This window comes from Pseudomonas lalucatii, assembly GCF_018398425.1.
Taxonomy (GTDB): domain Bacteria; phylum Pseudomonadota; class Gammaproteobacteria; order Pseudomonadales; family Pseudomonadaceae; genus Aquipseudomonas; species Aquipseudomonas lalucatii.
Window position 1 is genome coordinate 937,656 of record NZ_JADPMV010000001.1, and the last position, 15,105, is coordinate 952,760.

The window sequence follows — 15,105 nt, forward strand, 5'->3', positions numbered from 1 at the left end:
TGACGGCTCAGTCGTTGCTCGGCTTGTTGATCGCGTGCAATACGTACTGCGGCAGGGCGAAGGCGCCGAGGTGGATCTCCGGGTTGTAGTAGCGGGTGACGATGCCGCTGCCGGCGAAGCGCTGGCGCAGGACCTCCAGCGACAGCTTGCGGTAGGCGGCGTCGGTGCTGCCCCAGGCGAAGGTCATGCTGCCGCCGATGTAGGTCGGCACCGCCGCCATGTAGAAGTGCCAGTCGGCGAACAGCCCGCGCATGCGCCCGGCGGTGGTCTGCACCTCGGCCAGCTGCATGAACGGCGTGCCGTTCTGGGTGACCAGGATGCCGCCGTCGTTCAGGCAGCGGCGGCAGGCCTGGTAGAAGTTCTCGGAGAACAGCACCTCGCCCGGGCCGATCGGGTCGGTGGAGTCGGAGATAATCACGTCGAACTTGTCCTGGCAGGTGGCGACGAAGCGCATGCCGTCGTCGATCACCAGGTTCAGCCGCGGGTCCTCGAAGGCGCCGCTGGAGTGGTTGGGCAGGAACTCCTTGCACATGTCCACCACGGTGCCGTCGATCTCGACCATGGTGATGTGCTCGACGCTGTCGTGCCTGCACACCTCGCGCAGCATGCCGCCGTCGCCGCCGCCGATGATCAGCACGCGCTTGGCCAGGCCGTGGGCGAGGATCGGCACGTGGGTGAGCATCTCGTGGTAGATGAACTCGTCGGCCTCGGTGGTCTGGATCACCCCGTCCAGGGCCATGACCCGGCCCATGCGGGCGTTCTCGAAGATCACCAGGTGCTGGTGCTCGGTGCGCACCTCGTGCAGCAGCCGGTCCATGCGAAAACGCTGACCGTAGCCGTCGTAGAGGGTCTCTTGGTAATCGCTCATGGGGGTATCCCTCGTCAATGCGGTTGAGTACGCCAGGACGCCGCTGCCGGCACCCTTCGTCTAGAAGAAAGGCGCGCATTCTACGTCGCGGCGCATGACAGGTCGAACCTCGCCGGTTTGAAAGTCAGCTGCGCGCTGACAGGCGTGCCCCGGGCCGTTATTGTCCATGCATGACCGACGCCGCTGCTCCGCCCATCCGCCTGCCCTTCCAGCCGCCCTGGCACTGGCGCCAGTTCCACGAGCACCATGCCCTGCGCGCCCTGCCCGGCGTCGAGCGCGTGGACGCCGCCGGCTACTGCCGCAGCTTCCGCCTGGATGGCGTCTGCGGCTGGTTCGCCGTGCAGCCGCTGGCGGCCGACCAGGCCCTGCTGCTGCGCCACAGCCGTTCGGCCGAGGCCTGCCTGCCGGCGCTGGTTGCCCGGGTGCGCCGCATGTTCGACCTGGATGCCGAGCCGCTGCGCATCGCCGCCCATTTCGCCGCGGACCCGCAGCTCGGCCCGCTGGTAGCCCGCGACCCGGGCCTGCGCCTGCCGACTGCCTTCGACCCCTTCGAGCAGGGCGTGCGGGCCATCGTCGGCCAGCAGGTCACGGTGAAGGCCGCGGTGACCATCGCCGGGCGCCTGGTAGCGCGCCTCGGCGCCCCCTTGGGCGAGCCTTCCTGCAGCGGCGTCGAACGCCTGTTCCCCACGGCAGCGGTGCTGGCCGAGGCCAATCTGGACGGCATCGGCATGCCCGGCAAGCGCGTGCAGACCCTGCAGCACTTCGCCGCCCAGGTCGCCAGCGGCGCACTGCGGCTCGACCTGCAGGACGGCTGCGCCGCGCTGATCGAGCGCCTCTGCGCCCTGCCCGGCATCGGCCCCTGGACCGCCGAATACATCGCCCTGCGCGCCTTCGGCGAGGCCGACGCCTTTCCCGCCAGCGACCTGGGCCTGCTCAAGGCGCCACTGTGGGGCCCCGGCGGCATCAGCGCCAGGCAGCTCAAGGCCCGCGCCGAAGCCTGGCGCCCCTGGCGCGCCTATGCCGCCGCGCACCTGTGGCACAACTATGCAGGAGGCTGAGGCCATGCATTACCGTTATCACGACAGTCCCCTCGGCCGCCTGCTGCTGGCCGGCGATGCCAGCGGCCTGTGCCAACTGGCCATGGAGATCGACGGCAAGCCCTGGCGGATCGGCGCAGACTGGCGAGCGGCCGGGGGCGAATTGGACGAAGTTTGCCGGCAATTGGACGAATATTTCGCCGGCCTGCGCCGGCGCTTCGAGCTGCCCCTGGCGCCCCGCGGCACGGACTTCCAGCGGGCGGTGTGGCAAGCGCTGCAGCGCATCCCCTACGGCCGGACCAGCTGCTACAGCGCCCTGGCCGCGCAGATCGCCCGGCCCAAGGCGGTGCGCGCCGTGGGCGCGGCCAACGGCGCCAACCCCATCGCCATCGTCATCCCCTGCCACCGGGTGATCGGCCGCGACGGCAGCCTCACCGGCTACGCCGGCGGCCTGGCACGCAAGGCGCTGCTGCTGAAACTGGAAGGCGTCCAGTTGCCGGATCAGGCGGCGCTGGCGCTCTAGGGCCACGAGGCAGCCCTGGTCCCATTTCAGGGCGGCGCGATGCGCGCCAGCACCCGCGCCGGCACCCGCAGCGGCCGCGCCAGGATCAGCCCCTCCCCCGACGCCGGATAGACACCGGTCAGCGCGGTGATATTGACCTGATGGGACACCAGCACCATGACCGTGCCGGACATCAGGGCGTTCACGGCCTCCACCAGCTGGGCGGTCTGGGCGGCGGCCCGCGTGCGATCGGCGAAGAAGGAGTCCAGCGCCGGCAAGGGTTCGACCGCGCCCAGGCCCAGCTCCTGCGCGGTGTCGCGGGCGCGGCACCAGCGGCTGCTCAGCAGGCGCGGGCGGGCGATGCCCTGGCTGCGCAACAGGTGCCCCCAGCGCCGTGCCTGCTCGCGGCCGCGGCGGTCGAGGTTGCGCTGGGTCGAGCAGTCGCCCAGGGCGAAGTTCGCCGGGTCGCCCATGCCCGGTGCCGTGGCATGGCGCAGCAGGAGCACCGCCCGCCCCTCGCGCAGGGCGTCCCAGGCGGCGGCCGTGCCGGCCTGGACCGGGCCCGGAACGCCCATACAGGCCAACAGCAGCAGCGCGACCGCGCGCAGCATGGGCTCAGAGCCTCACATTGCCCCGGGGCCCGGCCAGCGCCCAGACGACCAGGCCGATCACCGGCAGGAAGATGATCAGCAGCACCCAGAGCACCTTCTTGCCGGTGTCGGTGCCGCTCTTGATCACGTTGATGATGGCCCAGATATCCAGCGCCAGGATGATCAGGCCGAGCAGGCCGTTCAAGGTGGAACCCATGGGGACACTCCTGTGTGAAGGGTTGCCCACCTAGGATAGTCGTCCCCGCGCGCCTGCCCGGCGTAGCGCCCTACAGCCGAGCCGGGTCGATCGCCGCGAAGCTGGCGACCGTCTCGTGGCCGGCCAGCTCGCCGCCCGAGCGGGCCAGGCCGACGGTCTGCAGGCCGGCCTGCCGGGCGGCGTCCAGCTCCTCGACTATGTCCGAGAGGAACAGGATCTGCTCGGACGCACAGCCGATGGCCTGGGCGATGTTGCGGTAGGAGGCGACCTCGCGCTTGGGCCCGCTGGTGGTGTCGAAGTAGCCGGAGAACAACGGCGTCAGGTCGCCGGCCTCGGAGCAGCCGAAGATCAGGCGCTGCGCCTGGATCGAGCCGGAGGAGTAGACGTAGAGGTCGTAGCCCCGCGCCTTCCAGCGCTTGAGCGCCTCCACCGCATCCGGGTAGACGTGGCCCTTGAGCTGGCCGGCCTGGTAGCCCTCGGCCCAGACCATGCCCTGCAGGGCCTTGAGCGGCGTGGCCTTGCGATCGGCGGCGATCCAGCCGAGGAGAATCTCGACCACCCGCTGGACGTCGGCCTCGGGCTCGCCGCTTTCGGCGCGTACCGCGGCCAGTTGCTCGGCCACCTGCGGCGCCTCGGCGTGGCTCAGGACGAACTCCGGCAGGTGCTGGGCGGCATAGGGGAACAGCACGTCGAAGACGAAACTCACCGCGCTGGTGGTGCCCTCGATATCGGTGAGGATGGCTTTGATCGGCATCTGAAGCTCCAGAACGCTGCGGGGTCAGTCTTCCAGGCGCGGGAAGCGGCTGGCGATGTCTGCGCCGGTGAACTGGGCGACCCAGCCTTCCGGGTTGTTGAACAGGCGAATGGCGACGAAATGCGGGTGCTCGCCCATGTCGAACCAGTGGCGGGTGCCGGCCGGCACCGAGATCAGGTCGTTCTTCTCGCACAGCACGGCATACACGTAATCATCGATGTGCAGGGTGAACAAGCCGCGCCCGGCGACGAAGAAGCGCACCTCGTCCTCGGCATGGCGGTGCTCGTCGAGGAACTTGGCGCGCAGCTCGGCCTTCTGCGGGTGGTCGTCGCTCAGGCTGACCACGTCGACGGTGACGTAGCCGCGCTCGCTCATCAGCCGGTCGATCTGCGGACGGTAGGCGGCGATCACCTCGTCCTGGCTGGCGCCGGGGGCGATGGGCGCCACCGCCTGCCAGCGCTCGAAGCGCACGCCGACCGCGGCCAGGGTGCTGGCGATGTCCTCGAGGTGGGTCAGCACCTTGTTCGGTTGTTCGGGGGAGGATTCGTGGTAGACGCTCAGGCTGCTCATGCTCGGGCTCTCGCTGTGATTGGGAATGGTCGGGATCAGGCCTTGTGCAGGGCCCGCACCTTCAGCTCGCATTCGAAGAGAAACTCGAAGGCTTCGATCTGGCGCAGCGCGTCGCTCATGCGCGCGCCCCAGGTGTAGAGGCCATGGCCGCGGATCAGGTAGCCGACGCAGTCCGGGTGGGCCTCCAGCCAGGGCTGCACCTTGGCCGCCAGGCGGGCGATGTCCTGGTCGTTGTCGAAGATCGGCACCTCGACCTGGGACTCGTGGGTGCTGACGCCGGAAAAGGCCTTCTGCAGCTCGTAGTCGGCGAATACCAGCGAATCGCTCAGGCACAGGCGCGACAACACCGTGGCGTTGACCGAGTGGGTGTGCAGCACCGCGCCGATCTGCGGCTTCCAGCTGTACAGTTGGGTGTGCAGCAGGGTCTCGGCCGAGGGCTTCTTGCCCGGCTCCAGGCTGCGCCCCTGCATGTCGGTGGCCAGCACGTCGTCCGGGCCAAGCTCGCCCTTGTGCTTGCCGGACACGGTCAGCAGCGCCTCGCTGGCCGACAGGCGTGTGGAATAGTTGCTGCTGGTGGCCGGCGACCAGCCGCGGCCGTAGAGGAAGCGGCCGGCCTCGATGATCTGCTGGGCGAGTTGTTCGCGGGTCGGGTTCATGGCCTCTCCTCGGGCAGGCGGGTGACGGTGATGGCGGCCGCCGCCAGGGCGACCAGGCTGGCGATGCTGAAGGTCCAGGCCGGGCCCAGGCTGCTCCAACTGTAACCGGAGTACAGCGCGCCGAGGGCGCCGCCTATCCCGGCCAGGGTGGCGTAGAGGGCCTGGCCCTGGCCCTGCTGGCGGTCGGCGAAGCTGCGCTGGACGAAGTGGATGGCGGCGGCGTGGAAGCTGCCGAAGGTCGCCGCGTGCATGCACTGGGCCAGCAGCAACACCCATAGATGATCGGCCAGGTTGCCGAGCAGCAGCCAGCGCACGGCGGTGATCAGGAAACTGGCCAGCAGCACGCCGCGCAGCGAGTAGCGCGCCAGCAACCGGGCCATGAACAGGAACAGGACGATCTCCGCTACCACCCCCAGGGCCCAGAGCTGGCCGATCAGGCCGCGGGCATAGCCCAGCGCCTCCAGGTGCAGGGTGAGGAAGGTGTAGTAGGGGCCGTTGCTCAGCTGCATCAGACCGACGCTGAGGTAGAAGGCGAGAATGCCGGGACGCCGCAGCTGCCGGAGGAAGCCGCCGAGCCGGGGGTCGCTCGGCCGTTGCTGCGGCGCGGCGTTGGGCACCCAGCAGCTGCTGATGATGATGGCCGCCATGACCAGCACCAGGGCCCAGGGGAAGGCGTCCAGGCTGATGCGCTCGAACAGCTCGCCCAGGCCCACCACCGCGACGATGAAGCCGATGCTGCCCCACAGGCGGATCTCGCTGTAGCGCGTGGCCCGCTCGCGCAGGTGGGCCAGGGTGATGACCTCGAACTGCGGCAGCACCGCATGCCAGAAGAAGGCGTGGCTGGCCATGATCAGCGCCAGCCAGGCGTAGCTCTGGCTGACGAAGATGCCGGCGAAGCACAGCAGGGTGCAGACCGCGCCGAAGCGCACGATGGCCAGGCGCCGACCGCTGTGGTCGCCCAGCCAGCCCCACAGGTTCGGCGCCAGGCAGCGCATCAGCATGGGGATGGCCACCAGCTCGCCGATGCGCGCCGCGGAAAACCCCAGGTGATCGAAGTACAGCGCCAGAAACGGCGCCGTGGCGCCGAGCAGGGAGAAGTAGCAGAAGTAGAAACCGGACAGGCGCCAGTAGGGCAAGGCATGCGTCATGGCGTAGCCTGGGGCGAGCGTAGCGATACCCAGGGCGGCAATTGTTGGGTTTCGCTGCGCTCAACCCAACCTACACGGCCGTTCACAGCTGCGGCAGCACCGGCGTGGCCACGCTGACGTCGGCGTTCTGCCCGCGGTGGCGCAGCAGGTGGTCCATCAGCACGATGGCCATCATCGCCTCGGCGATCGGCGTGGCGCGGATGCCCACGCAAGGGTCGTGGCGGCCCTTGGTGATCATCTCCACCGGCTTGCCGTCGACATCGATCGAGCGCCCCGGGGTGGTGATGCTGGAGGTCGGCTTGAGCGCCAGGTGGGCGACGATCGGCTGGCCGCTGGAGATGCCGCCGAGGATGCCGCCGGCATTGTTCGACAGGAAGCCCTCGGGAGTCAGTTCGTCGCGGTGCTCGGTGCCGCGCTGGGCGACGCTGGCGAAACCGGCGCCGATCTCCACGCCCTTGACCGCGTTGATGCTCATCAGGGCATGGGCCAGCTCGGCGTCGAGGCGGTCGAAGATCGGCTCGCCGAGGCCCGGCATCACCCCCTCGGCGACCACCGTGATCTTCGCCCCGACCGAATCCTGGTCGCGGCGCAGCTGGTCCATGTAGGTCTCCAGCTCGGGCACCTTGTCCGGGTCGGGGCTGAAGAAGGTGTTCTGCTCGACGCTGTCCCAGCTCTTGAAGGGGATCTCGATGGGGCCGAGCTGGCTCATATAGCCGCGAACGACGATGCCCTGGGTCGCCAGGTACTTCTTGGCGATGGCGCCGGCGGCCACGCGCATGGCGGTCTCGCGGGCCGAACTGCGACCGCCGCCGCGGTAGTCGCGGATGCCGTACTTGTGGTGGTAGCTGTAGTCGGCGTGGGTCGGGCGGAACAGGTCCTTGATCGCCGAATAGTCCTTGGACTTCTGGTCAGTATTGCGGATCAGCAGGCCGATGGCGCAACCGGTGGTCCTGCCCTCGAACACCCCGGAGAGAATCTCCACCACGTCGTCTTCCTGACGCTGAGTGGTGTGGCGGCTGGTGCCCGGCTTGCGCCGGTCGAGGTCGCGCTGCATGTCCTCGAGCGACAGCTCCAGCCCCGGCGGGCAGCCATCGACGATGGCGACCAGGGCCGGGCCATGGCTTTCGCCGGCGGTGGTGACGGTGAACAGCTTGCCGTAGGTATTGCCGGACATGTGCAAAAGGCTCCGCGAGAATCGACTCCGGACCTGGCGCCACTGCGTGCCAGGCCCCACTCAATCAGGCCGGCGAGTATACCCGCGCAGCGCCCCCAGTTCACCCTCGACACTTATGCCAGCGCGTCGCTGCGGCCCCTGCCTGGGACTGGCGTGACAGGAGCACTCGCCTGCCCGCCTCCAGCCCCGGGAAAAACGGCCGATATGCCGGTAGTCAGCACCGACCATGCGCACAGGACTGCCGATCATGAGCGAAACCCGTCCCCTGGAGCCCACCCCTGAGACCGCACCCGCCGCAGCGGCGGCCAGCGAAACGGCCCACCCCTGGGCCGGGCTGGGGCCCGAGCAGTTCAGCCTGCTGCGCCTGGCGCCGCTGCCGGCCGACCGCCACACCGGCGCGCGGCCGCTGCGCTTCGCCGAACTCGGCCGGCTGGAGCGCCACGACAAGACCCGGAGCCTGTTGCGCCTGAGCGTGCGCCTGCCCGGCCAACGCCTGCGCCCGGAGCAGAACCTGCTGGAGGTATGGGTCGACCACCGCGCCAAGGAAGTGCGCTTCGGTCCCGACAAGGGCCTCAGCACCGAGCCCGGCAACCGCGGCCTGGGGCGCTTCCTGCTGGCCCAGGGGGTCGCCTGGGCCAAGCAGCACGGCGCCCACTACCAGGTGGAGGGTGGCGCCCTGCCGGCCAGGGACGCCCTCGACGAGGGAGCCCGGGCGCGCCGCGATCGCTGCCTGCAGGCCCAGGGCTTCACCCTCGACTACCTCGACCCGCTGCAACTCAAGGCCCGCTATGGCGCGCCGCGGGTGGCCGCGCTGCACGAGGACTGGCATGCCGAGAAGGTGCAGACCATCGCTACGCTGGACACGGCGACCATGCTGCAGCAGGCGGATCAGACCCTGCACGAGCAGGCGGTGAAGCTCCGCAAGCAGGAGGAGCGCATCGACGGCCTCAGGCGCGAGGACGGCACCCTGCGCTTCACCATCGCCTGCCTGGTGGCCTTCAGCCTGTTCCAGGCCGGCTTGCTGATCTGGATCGCCACGCGTTAGGCCAACGCCTGCGTCCGCCCGCGAGCGCCGGACAGGCACCAGGCATCAGCCCCCCCTTCCCAGGGCGCAGAGCACGCCAGGCACTGCGCCATCGCGCCTGCCGCCCCGGTCAGGCAACCCTGTTGCGCCCGCGCACCTACCCGCCCAGCCGCGAACGGAACAATGCCTGATGCGCGCGGCACTGCTGGGCCGCCAGGAGGAACACGCCATGGCCGCCGCGCGCGAACTCCAGCCAGGTGAAGTCCACCTCCGGATACAGCGCCTCGACATGCACCTGGCTGTTGCCGACCTCGACGATCAGCAGGCCCTTCTCGCTCAGGTGGTCGGCGGCCTCGGCCAGCATGCGCCGCACCAGGTCCAGGCCATCGTCGCCGCAGGCCAGGCCCAGCGCCGGCTCGTGCTGGTATTCGGCCGGCATGTCGGCGAAGTCCTCGGCATCGACATAGGGCGGGTTGGAAACGATCAGATCGAAACGCTGCCCCGGCAGACCGGCGAAACCGTCACCCTGCACCGTGTAGACGCGCTCTTCCAGGCCATGCCGCTCGATATTCTGGTTGGCCACCTCCAAGGCCTCGAACGACAGGTCGCCCAGCACCACCTCGGCTTCGGGAAACTCGTAGGCGCAGGCGATGCCGATGCAGCCGGAGCCGGTGCACAGGTCGAGGATGCGCGCCGGTTCCGCCGGTAGCCAGGGCTGGAAGTGCTGCTCGATCAGCTCGGCGATCGGCGAGCGCGGGACCAGTACCCGCTCATCGACCACGAAGGGCAGGCCGCAGAACCAGGCCTCGCCGAGCAGGTAGGCGGTCGGCACCCGCTCACCGATGCGCCGTTCGAGCAGGGCCTGGAGCCGCTCATGCTCGTCGTCCTCCAGGCGGCAGTCGAGGTAGCTGTCGGCCATTTCCCAGGGCAGGTGCAGGGCGCCCAGCACCAGCTGACGCGCCTCGTCCCACGCATTGTCGGTGCCGTGCCCGAAGAACAGCCCCTCGCCCTGGAAGCGGCTGACCGCCCAACGAATGTAATCGCGCAGGGTGCGCAGGCGGGTCTGGCGGGCGGTTATCGGGTCGGTCACAGGCGGTCTCCGGAAAAAAGAGCGGCAAGTTTAGCCGAAGCCTGCGCGCACGACGCATCGCCGCACGAAAACGCCGCACAGGCACGAAAGTGCCGCTGCCCAGGCGCAGGGCGCCCAGATATAATTTGAAACGATTTCTTAACCCTTCCCTTCCCCTTCCTCGAGACTACCTGCAAATGGTCATAGAACCCTTCTCGCTCACGGGCTTGCTCGTGCTTGCGATATTCCTGATTGGAATGACGCTCATCATTTTTGAAGCGCAATTAGAGATGGATAAATTCAAGCCGGCCATGTTCATGATGTCCGGCTTGATCGTAATCGGCGCCCACTACGCCCTCAGCGACCCCAACGGCTTCCAGTACTTCCTCCACGCCCAGAGCGAGACCAAGGAGGAACTGTTCGGCCTGATCGCCTTCATGGCCTTCATGTGGATGGTGGTGGAGCTGCTCAACGAGCGGAACGTGTTCACCGCGCTGAACGGCTACCTGATGCGCAAGGGCCTGGGCGCCCGGGGCATGTTCTGGGCCACCGGGGCGCTGTCGGCGCTGCTCTCGCCCTTCCTCAACAACATCACCACGGCGATGATCTTCGGCAAGACGGTGAAGAATATCTCCGTGCACCAGCGCTACACCCATGTGGCGCTGTGCAACATAGTCGTGGCGTCCAACTCCGGCGTGTGGTTCCTCGGCACTTCCACCAGCCTGATGGTGGTGCTGGCCGGCAAGATCAGCATCGCCGGCCTGCTGCTGCTGATCCCCTCGGCGCTGATCGGCTGGCTGCTGTTCGCCGCCACCCTGCACCTGTTCTACCTGCGCAAGCTCGATGGCGAGCGCCTGGTCCACATGGCGGACCAGGCGGAGACCGCCTTGAAACCCGGCGGCGCCGGCCTGGCGGTGGTCGGCCTAGTGTCCGTAGTCGGCGCCGTGCTGTGCAACATCCTGCTCAAGGTCAGCATCGAGTTCGCCATCGGCATCGCCCTGGGCATGGTGGCGCTCTACGCCTGGCTGCTGATGCACCGCGGCATCGAGCTGCCCTGGCAGGATCAGCTGCAGAAGGTCGAATGGAACGCCCTGCTGTTCTTCATCGGCATCATCACCTCGGTCTCGGCGCTGAATCACGTCGGCTGGCTGACCTACATCTCGCAACTGTTCGAGCTGATGAGCCCGACGGCCGTCAACATGATCCTCGGCGTCGCCTCCGGGGTGATGGACAACGTGCCGGTGGAGGCCGCGGCGCTGATGTCCAACCCGCAGCTGGGTCTGGACCAGTGGGCGCTGAATGCGCTGATGGTCGGCATCGGCGGCTCGCTGACGGTGGTCGGCTCGGCCGCCGGGGTGATGGCCATGTCCCTGGACAAGAGCTACAGCTTCGGCGTGCACCTGAAGTTCCTGCCGGCCATCCTGGTCAACTTCTTCGGTTCCCTCGGGGTCTGGTACCTGCAGTTCCAAGTGTTTGGCCTCTACTGACCCGGCGCCGGGGCTCCCGGCCGCCTGCCACTCCCCGTTCCGGCCGCCGAGCTGCCGGGACGGGCGCCTACCCCCGCCACCGAGAAAGCCCCCCGTAAAGACGACCTCAACCGCACACGAGGTGGTTCACAGCGACCGTGCACAAGAGGACAATGAAACCTGTGGTCCGCGCCTGCGAGGAAGCTCCCCCATGTCACACCCGCAAACCCTGTTCCAACTCACCGGCCGCACCCACGCGCCCGCCAGCCTGGGCAATGCGACCCTGGTGATCATCGACGCGCAGGAGGAGTACCGCAGCGGCGTGCTGCAGCTGCCCGGCCTGGATGAGGCGCTCGCGGAGATCGCCAAGCTGCTGGCGGCGGCCCGCGATACCGGCGCCGGTATCGTCCATATCAAGCACCTCGGCATCCCCGGTGGCCTGCTCGACCCGAGCGGACCGCGCGGCCGGCCCCTGCCGGAAGTCGCGCCGCGGCCCGGCGAGACCGTGGTGGAGAAACGCCTGCCCAATGCCTTCGCCGGCACCGAGCTGCACGAGCGCCTGCAGGCGCTGGGCCACCTGGACCTGATCGTCTGCGGCTTCATGACCCACTCGAGCATCAGCACCACGGTGCGCGCCGCCAAGGACTACGGCTACCGTTGCACCCTGGTCGATGCCGCCTGCGCCACCCGCGACCTGCCGACCCCGAACGGCCAGGTGATCGCCGCCGCCGAGGTGCACCGCATCGAGATGATCGCCCTGGCCGACAACTTCGCGGCCCTGGTGCCGCAGGCCAGCGCCCTGATCTGAGCCGGCCCGGTCGACGCGCGGCTGCCGCCGAGCGGGCGTGGGCGGGAACGCCACGGGCCGGCCAGGACGCCGACCGGCGCACGGCAATCGGCGGAACCGCGGCGTAACCTCCCGGTCTTACCGCCGATAGCCACCGAGGAAGGCGAATGAAGCTATCCGATGATTTCGATGCCCGCCGCCTGCGCCCACGCAGCTACCGCAACTGGCGCCTGCGCCTGGCCGCCATGCTGGCGGCGTTGCTGGCCGCCTTCGGCGTGCTCCTGGCCATGGCCGGGGCCGCCACCCTGCTGGGACGCCCTCCGGCACTGGGCACCTTGAACGACTCGCCGGGCGCCGCCCTGGTGCTGCTGGCAGTGGGCCTGACGCTGCTGTGGCTGGGCATCGCAATCTGGCGCATGTGCCGGCGCCGCCTGCGTCGCCCCAGCGACCTGAGCCTGGCGCCGCACCTGTTGAAGAAGCGCAACTGATCGGCGCAGCAAGCAGGCCGCCACCTTGGTTACACTAGCGGCCTTCGCGGAGGCCCAGATGCAAGACGACGATTTTTCCCTGTTCCATGCCCAACTGCGCGGCGTCAAGCCGCTCAAGCATGACCGTGCCGACACCGGCAAGGCCAAGCCCGACCGTGCACGCCTGGCCACCCTGCGCCAGGCGGCCTCGGTGCGTGTCGAGTCGGTCAAGGTCGACGGCCTGTCCGACCAGTTCGTCATCGACGTCGGCGCCGAAGACCCCCTGTACTGGGCCGCCAACGGCGTCCAGGAGGGGCAGATGCGCAAGCTCAAGCTCGGCCAGATCGCCTTCGACGGCAGCCTCGACCTGCATGGCATGAACGTGGAGAAGGCCCGCGACACCCTGTGGGAGTTCCTCGCCGAAGCGGCCAGGCTCGAGGTGCGCTGCGTGCGTGTCACCCACGGCAAGGCGGTGCGCATGGACGGCCGCAAACCGATGATCAAGAGCCACGTCAATACCTGGCTGCGCCAGCATCCGCAGGTCCTCGGCTTCACCTCCTGCCTGGCCAAGCACGGCGGCACCGGCGCGGTCTATGTGATGCTCAAGCGCACCATGCTCGACGGCCGCGACGAATAACGGCGCCTCCCGCACTCTTGCCAGCACGGCGGCCGCGCCCTACCCTGCGCGTCTGCCCCTTAGTAAGGTCCACAGGTAGATCCATGTCCCTGGAACAGCATTACACCGCGATTCTCGGCCAACTCGGCGAGGACGCCTCCCGCGAAGGCCTGCTCGACACCCCCAAGCGCGCCGCCAAAGCCATGCAGTACCTCTGTCGCGGCTATCAGCAGACCCTTGAAGAAGTCACCAACGGCGCCCTGTTCAGCTCCGACAACAGCGAAATGGTGCTGGTGAAGAACGTCGAGCTGTACTCGCTGTGCGAACACCACCTGCTGCCGTTCATCGGCAAGGCTCATGTCGCCTACATCCCCAACGGCAAGGTCCTCGGCCTGTCCAAGGTGGCACGCATCGTCGACATGTTCGCCCGCCGCCTGCAGATCCAGGAAAACCTCGGCCAGCAGATCGCCGAGGCCGTGCAGGAAGTCACCGGCGCCCTGGGTGTGGCGGTGGTGATCGAGGCCCAGCACATGTGCATGATGATGCGCGGCGTGGAGAAGCAGAACTCCTCCATGGTCACCTCGGTGATGCTCGGTGAGTTCCGCAAGAACGCCGCCACCCGCAGCGAGTTCCTCAGCCTGATCCGCGACTGAACGAGCCGCGCCGCACAAGAACCGGCCTAGCGCCGGTTTTTTCGTGGTGCGCGAGGTCGCTGCCGCAGGGGCTCCAGCAACGCCGACAGGCCGTTGTGGTCGATTTCCTGCATCAACGCCAGCAGCCGGCCTATCTCCCCGGCCGGGAAGCCCTCGCGGGCGAACCAGTTGAGATAGTGCCCCGGCAGGTCGGCGATCAGTCGCCCCTGGTACTTGCCGAACGGCATCTCGCGGGTCACCAGCAGTAGCAGGTCTTCGGGCTTCATTCCAGGCTCACCGTGCACAGGCTCGGCGGCGGCCGAGCGGATTGCGACAAAGGCCGGATTATGCCCGCAAGCGCGGCATCCTGCCGCCAGCGGCAGCGCCGTTCGGCGCGGACCTGGGCCGGCAACGGCAATCTCGGGTAAGCTGCGCGCCCGCTATTTCCGATCCAGGGTTTCTCCACGATGGTAATCAAGGCACTTCGCATCGGCCTCGGCCAGTTGATCGTCTTCCTCGACCTCATCAGCCGCCCGCGCAAGCTCAAGCGCGCACCGGCGGCACAAGCCGCGGTCGAGCAGGCCGCCGCCGGCCTGGCGCTGTACCAGTTCCACGCCTGCCCGTTCTGCGTGAAGACCCGCCGCACCCTGCACAAGCTGAACGTGCCGGTCAGCCTGCGCGACGCCAAGCACGACGCGCAGCACCGTCAGGCGCTGCTGGAGCAAGGGGGCAAGATCAAGGTGCCGTGCCTGCGCATCGAGGAAAACGGCCAGAGCACCTGGCTGTACGAGTCCAAGGCGATCATCGCCTACCTGCAGCAGCGCTTCGCCGACGCCTGAGCGCCTGGCCGATCCGAGGGGCCGCGCAGCCCCTAGCCCTGCTCCAGCGAAAACCCCTCCTGGCGCATCCTCGCCATCAGCCCCTGCCAGCCCGGCAGGCGCTCGGTATCGCCGGTGCGCTGCAGGCCGCCGTCCTTGACCTGATAGAGGCCGTGGGCATCGAAGGCATACAGCAGGAGCAGGTCTGGTCGCTGCGACAGCGGCAGCATGTCATTGGTCAGGTTGTCCAGGATCAACGGCTCGGCGCCCGGCGCGGCATAGTAGCCGAGGACCATGTGCGCCTCGCCGCGCGTCAGCTCGCGGGCATAGGTGATGCGCAGCCGCGCCTCCGGCACCCCCAGCTTGCGCAGGGTGAAGTACTTGGCCAGGGAGAAGTCCTCGCAGTCCCCGGCGCCCTGCACCAGGGTCTCGATCGGCGTCGCCCAGTAGTCGCTCTGCTTCCACAGCACCGTGTCGCTAAGAAAGCGCAACTGGCGGTTGAAGAACTGGTTCACCGCCGCCAGCTTTTCCCGCTCGGGCAGATAGCGACTGTTCTCGATCAGTTGATTCCAGGACAGCAGGCGATCTTTCGCCGGTCCCTGGCGACCGTAGCGCTTCTCCGCCTTGCGCATGATCTGGTCGAAGCTCCAGCTGGCCTTGGCCTCGGCCGCGCCGAACAGCACACCCGTGCTGAGCGTAGTGACGGCCAT

20 protein-coding genes are annotated in these 15,105 nt (G+C 68.4%); 9 read left to right on the forward strand and 11 right to left on the reverse strand.

From position 1 onward, the window contains the following. Positions 1-7 precede the first annotated feature (7 nt). Complete coding sequence (gene speE / locus I0D00_RS04030) at positions 8-868, reverse strand: polyamine aminopropyltransferase (RefSeq protein WP_213638459.1); 861 nt, start codon at positions 866-868, stop codon at positions 8-10. A gap of 170 nt (positions 869-1,038) precedes the next feature. Here speE and I0D00_RS04035 point away from each other — a divergent pair, with 170 nt between their 5' ends. Together I0D00_RS04035 and I0D00_RS04040 are read left to right on the forward strand one after the other, a co-directional pair. Next, positions 1,039-1,926 (forward strand): DNA-3-methyladenine glycosylase family protein, encoded by an 888-nt coding sequence (locus I0D00_RS04035; protein WP_213638460.1) that lies wholly within the window; start codon positions 1,039-1,041, stop codon positions 1,924-1,926. 4 nt (positions 1,927-1,930) lie between these two features. Beyond that, complete coding sequence (locus I0D00_RS04040; RefSeq protein WP_213638461.1) at positions 1,931-2,428, forward strand: methylated-DNA--[protein]-cysteine S-methyltransferase; 498 nt, start codon at positions 1,931-1,933, stop codon at positions 2,426-2,428. Between the two features lie 26 nt (positions 2,429-2,454). On the opposite strand, the gene I0D00_RS04045 is transcribed toward I0D00_RS04040, so the two are convergent. The 7 genes from I0D00_RS04045 to aroC all read right to left on the reverse strand — a co-directional run bounded on the left by I0D00_RS04045 (position 2,455) and on the right by aroC (position 7,516). Further along, positions 2,455-3,015: a histidine phosphatase family protein gene (locus I0D00_RS04045; RefSeq protein WP_420850797.1), complete on the reverse strand. Its 561-nt coding sequence runs from the start codon at positions 3,013-3,015 to the stop codon at positions 2,455-2,457. 7 nt (positions 3,016-3,022) lie between these two features. Then, complete coding sequence (locus tag I0D00_RS04050; RefSeq protein WP_213638463.1) at positions 3,023-3,214, reverse strand: PLD nuclease N-terminal domain-containing protein; 192 nt, start codon at positions 3,212-3,214, stop codon at positions 3,023-3,025. A gap of 70 nt (positions 3,215-3,284) precedes the next feature. Next, on the reverse strand, positions 3,285-3,968 hold the full coding sequence (gene mtnC, locus I0D00_RS04055; RefSeq protein ID WP_213638464.1) for an acireductone synthase: 684 nt from the start codon (positions 3,966-3,968) through the stop codon (positions 3,285-3,287). Between the two features lie 24 nt (positions 3,969-3,992). Further along, positions 3,993-4,538: a 1,2-dihydroxy-3-keto-5-methylthiopentene dioxygenase gene (locus tag I0D00_RS04060; RefSeq protein WP_213638465.1), complete on the reverse strand. Its 546-nt coding sequence runs from the start codon at positions 4,536-4,538 to the stop codon at positions 3,993-3,995. 35 nt (positions 4,539-4,573) lie between these two features. Beyond that, positions 4,574-5,194 (reverse strand): methylthioribulose 1-phosphate dehydratase, encoded by a 621-nt coding sequence (locus tag I0D00_RS04065; protein WP_213638466.1) that lies wholly within the window; start codon positions 5,192-5,194, stop codon positions 4,574-4,576. After that, entirely contained in the window at positions 5,191-6,342 is a 1,152-nt protein-coding gene (locus tag I0D00_RS04070) for an MFS transporter (RefSeq protein WP_213638467.1), read from the reverse strand. The genes I0D00_RS04065 and I0D00_RS04070 overlap by 4 nt, the downstream gene beginning before the upstream one ends. A gap of 82 nt (positions 6,343-6,424) precedes the next feature. Next, positions 6,425-7,516, reverse strand: a complete 1,092-nt coding sequence (aroC, locus tag I0D00_RS04075; protein WP_213638468.1) for a chorismate synthase — start codon at positions 7,514-7,516, stop codon at positions 6,425-6,427. A 247-nt stretch (positions 7,517-7,763) separates the two neighbouring features. On the opposite strand from aroC, the gene I0D00_RS04080 reads away from it, so the two are divergent. Continuing rightward, on the forward strand, positions 7,764-8,561 hold the full coding sequence (locus I0D00_RS04080; RefSeq protein ID WP_246533172.1) for a hypothetical protein: 798 nt from the start codon (positions 7,764-7,766) through the stop codon (positions 8,559-8,561). Positions 8,562-8,697: 136 nt separating this feature from the next. Here I0D00_RS04080 and prmB read toward each other — a convergent pair whose 3' ends face one another. After that, on the reverse strand, positions 8,698-9,618 hold the full coding sequence (gene prmB, locus I0D00_RS04085; protein WP_213640218.1) for a 50S ribosomal protein L3 N(5)-glutamine methyltransferase: 921 nt from the start codon (positions 9,616-9,618) through the stop codon (positions 8,698-8,700). A 248-nt stretch (positions 9,619-9,866) separates the two neighbouring features. Here prmB and nhaD point away from each other — a divergent pair, with 248 nt between their 5' ends. The 5 genes from nhaD (at position 9,867) to folE (ending at position 13,598) form a co-directional block, all read left to right on the forward strand. Beyond that, positions 9,867-11,096: a sodium:proton antiporter NhaD gene (gene nhaD / locus I0D00_RS04090; RefSeq protein ID WP_274611213.1), complete on the forward strand. Its 1,230-nt coding sequence runs from the start codon at positions 9,867-9,869 to the stop codon at positions 11,094-11,096. Between the two features lie 190 nt (positions 11,097-11,286). Beyond that, positions 11,287-11,883, forward strand: a complete 597-nt coding sequence (locus tag I0D00_RS04095; protein WP_213638470.1) for a cysteine hydrolase family protein — start codon at positions 11,287-11,289, stop codon at positions 11,881-11,883. A gap of 146 nt (positions 11,884-12,029) precedes the next feature. Then, positions 12,030-12,350: a hypothetical protein gene (locus tag I0D00_RS04100; RefSeq protein WP_213638471.1), complete on the forward strand. Its 321-nt coding sequence runs from the start codon at positions 12,030-12,032 to the stop codon at positions 12,348-12,350. A 58-nt stretch (positions 12,351-12,408) separates the two neighbouring features. Further along, positions 12,409-12,966 (forward strand): Smr/MutS family protein, encoded by a 558-nt coding sequence (locus I0D00_RS04105; RefSeq protein ID WP_213638472.1) that lies wholly within the window; start codon positions 12,409-12,411, stop codon positions 12,964-12,966. Between the two features lie 83 nt (positions 12,967-13,049). Continuing rightward, entirely contained in the window at positions 13,050-13,598 is a 549-nt protein-coding gene (gene folE / locus I0D00_RS04110; RefSeq protein WP_213638473.1) for a GTP cyclohydrolase I FolE, read from the forward strand. 26 nt (positions 13,599-13,624) lie between these two features. Here the strand turns inward: folE and I0D00_RS04115 are convergent, their stop codons facing one another. Beyond that, the gene (locus tag I0D00_RS04115) at positions 13,625-13,864 is read right to left on the reverse strand and encodes a DUF3820 family protein (RefSeq protein ID WP_213638474.1); all 240 of its coding nucleotides are present in this window, start codon (positions 13,862-13,864) and stop codon (positions 13,625-13,627) included. 180 nt (positions 13,865-14,044) lie between these two features. Between I0D00_RS04115 and I0D00_RS04120 the strand changes: the two genes are divergently transcribed. Beyond that, on the forward strand, positions 14,045-14,416 hold the full coding sequence (locus I0D00_RS04120) for a glutathione S-transferase N-terminal domain-containing protein (RefSeq protein WP_213638475.1): 372 nt from the start codon (positions 14,045-14,047) through the stop codon (positions 14,414-14,416). 32 nt (positions 14,417-14,448) lie between these two features. Here I0D00_RS04120 and I0D00_RS04125 read toward each other — a convergent pair whose 3' ends face one another. Next, entirely contained in the window at positions 14,449-15,105 is a 657-nt protein-coding gene (locus tag I0D00_RS04125) for a transglutaminase-like cysteine peptidase (protein WP_213638476.1), read from the reverse strand.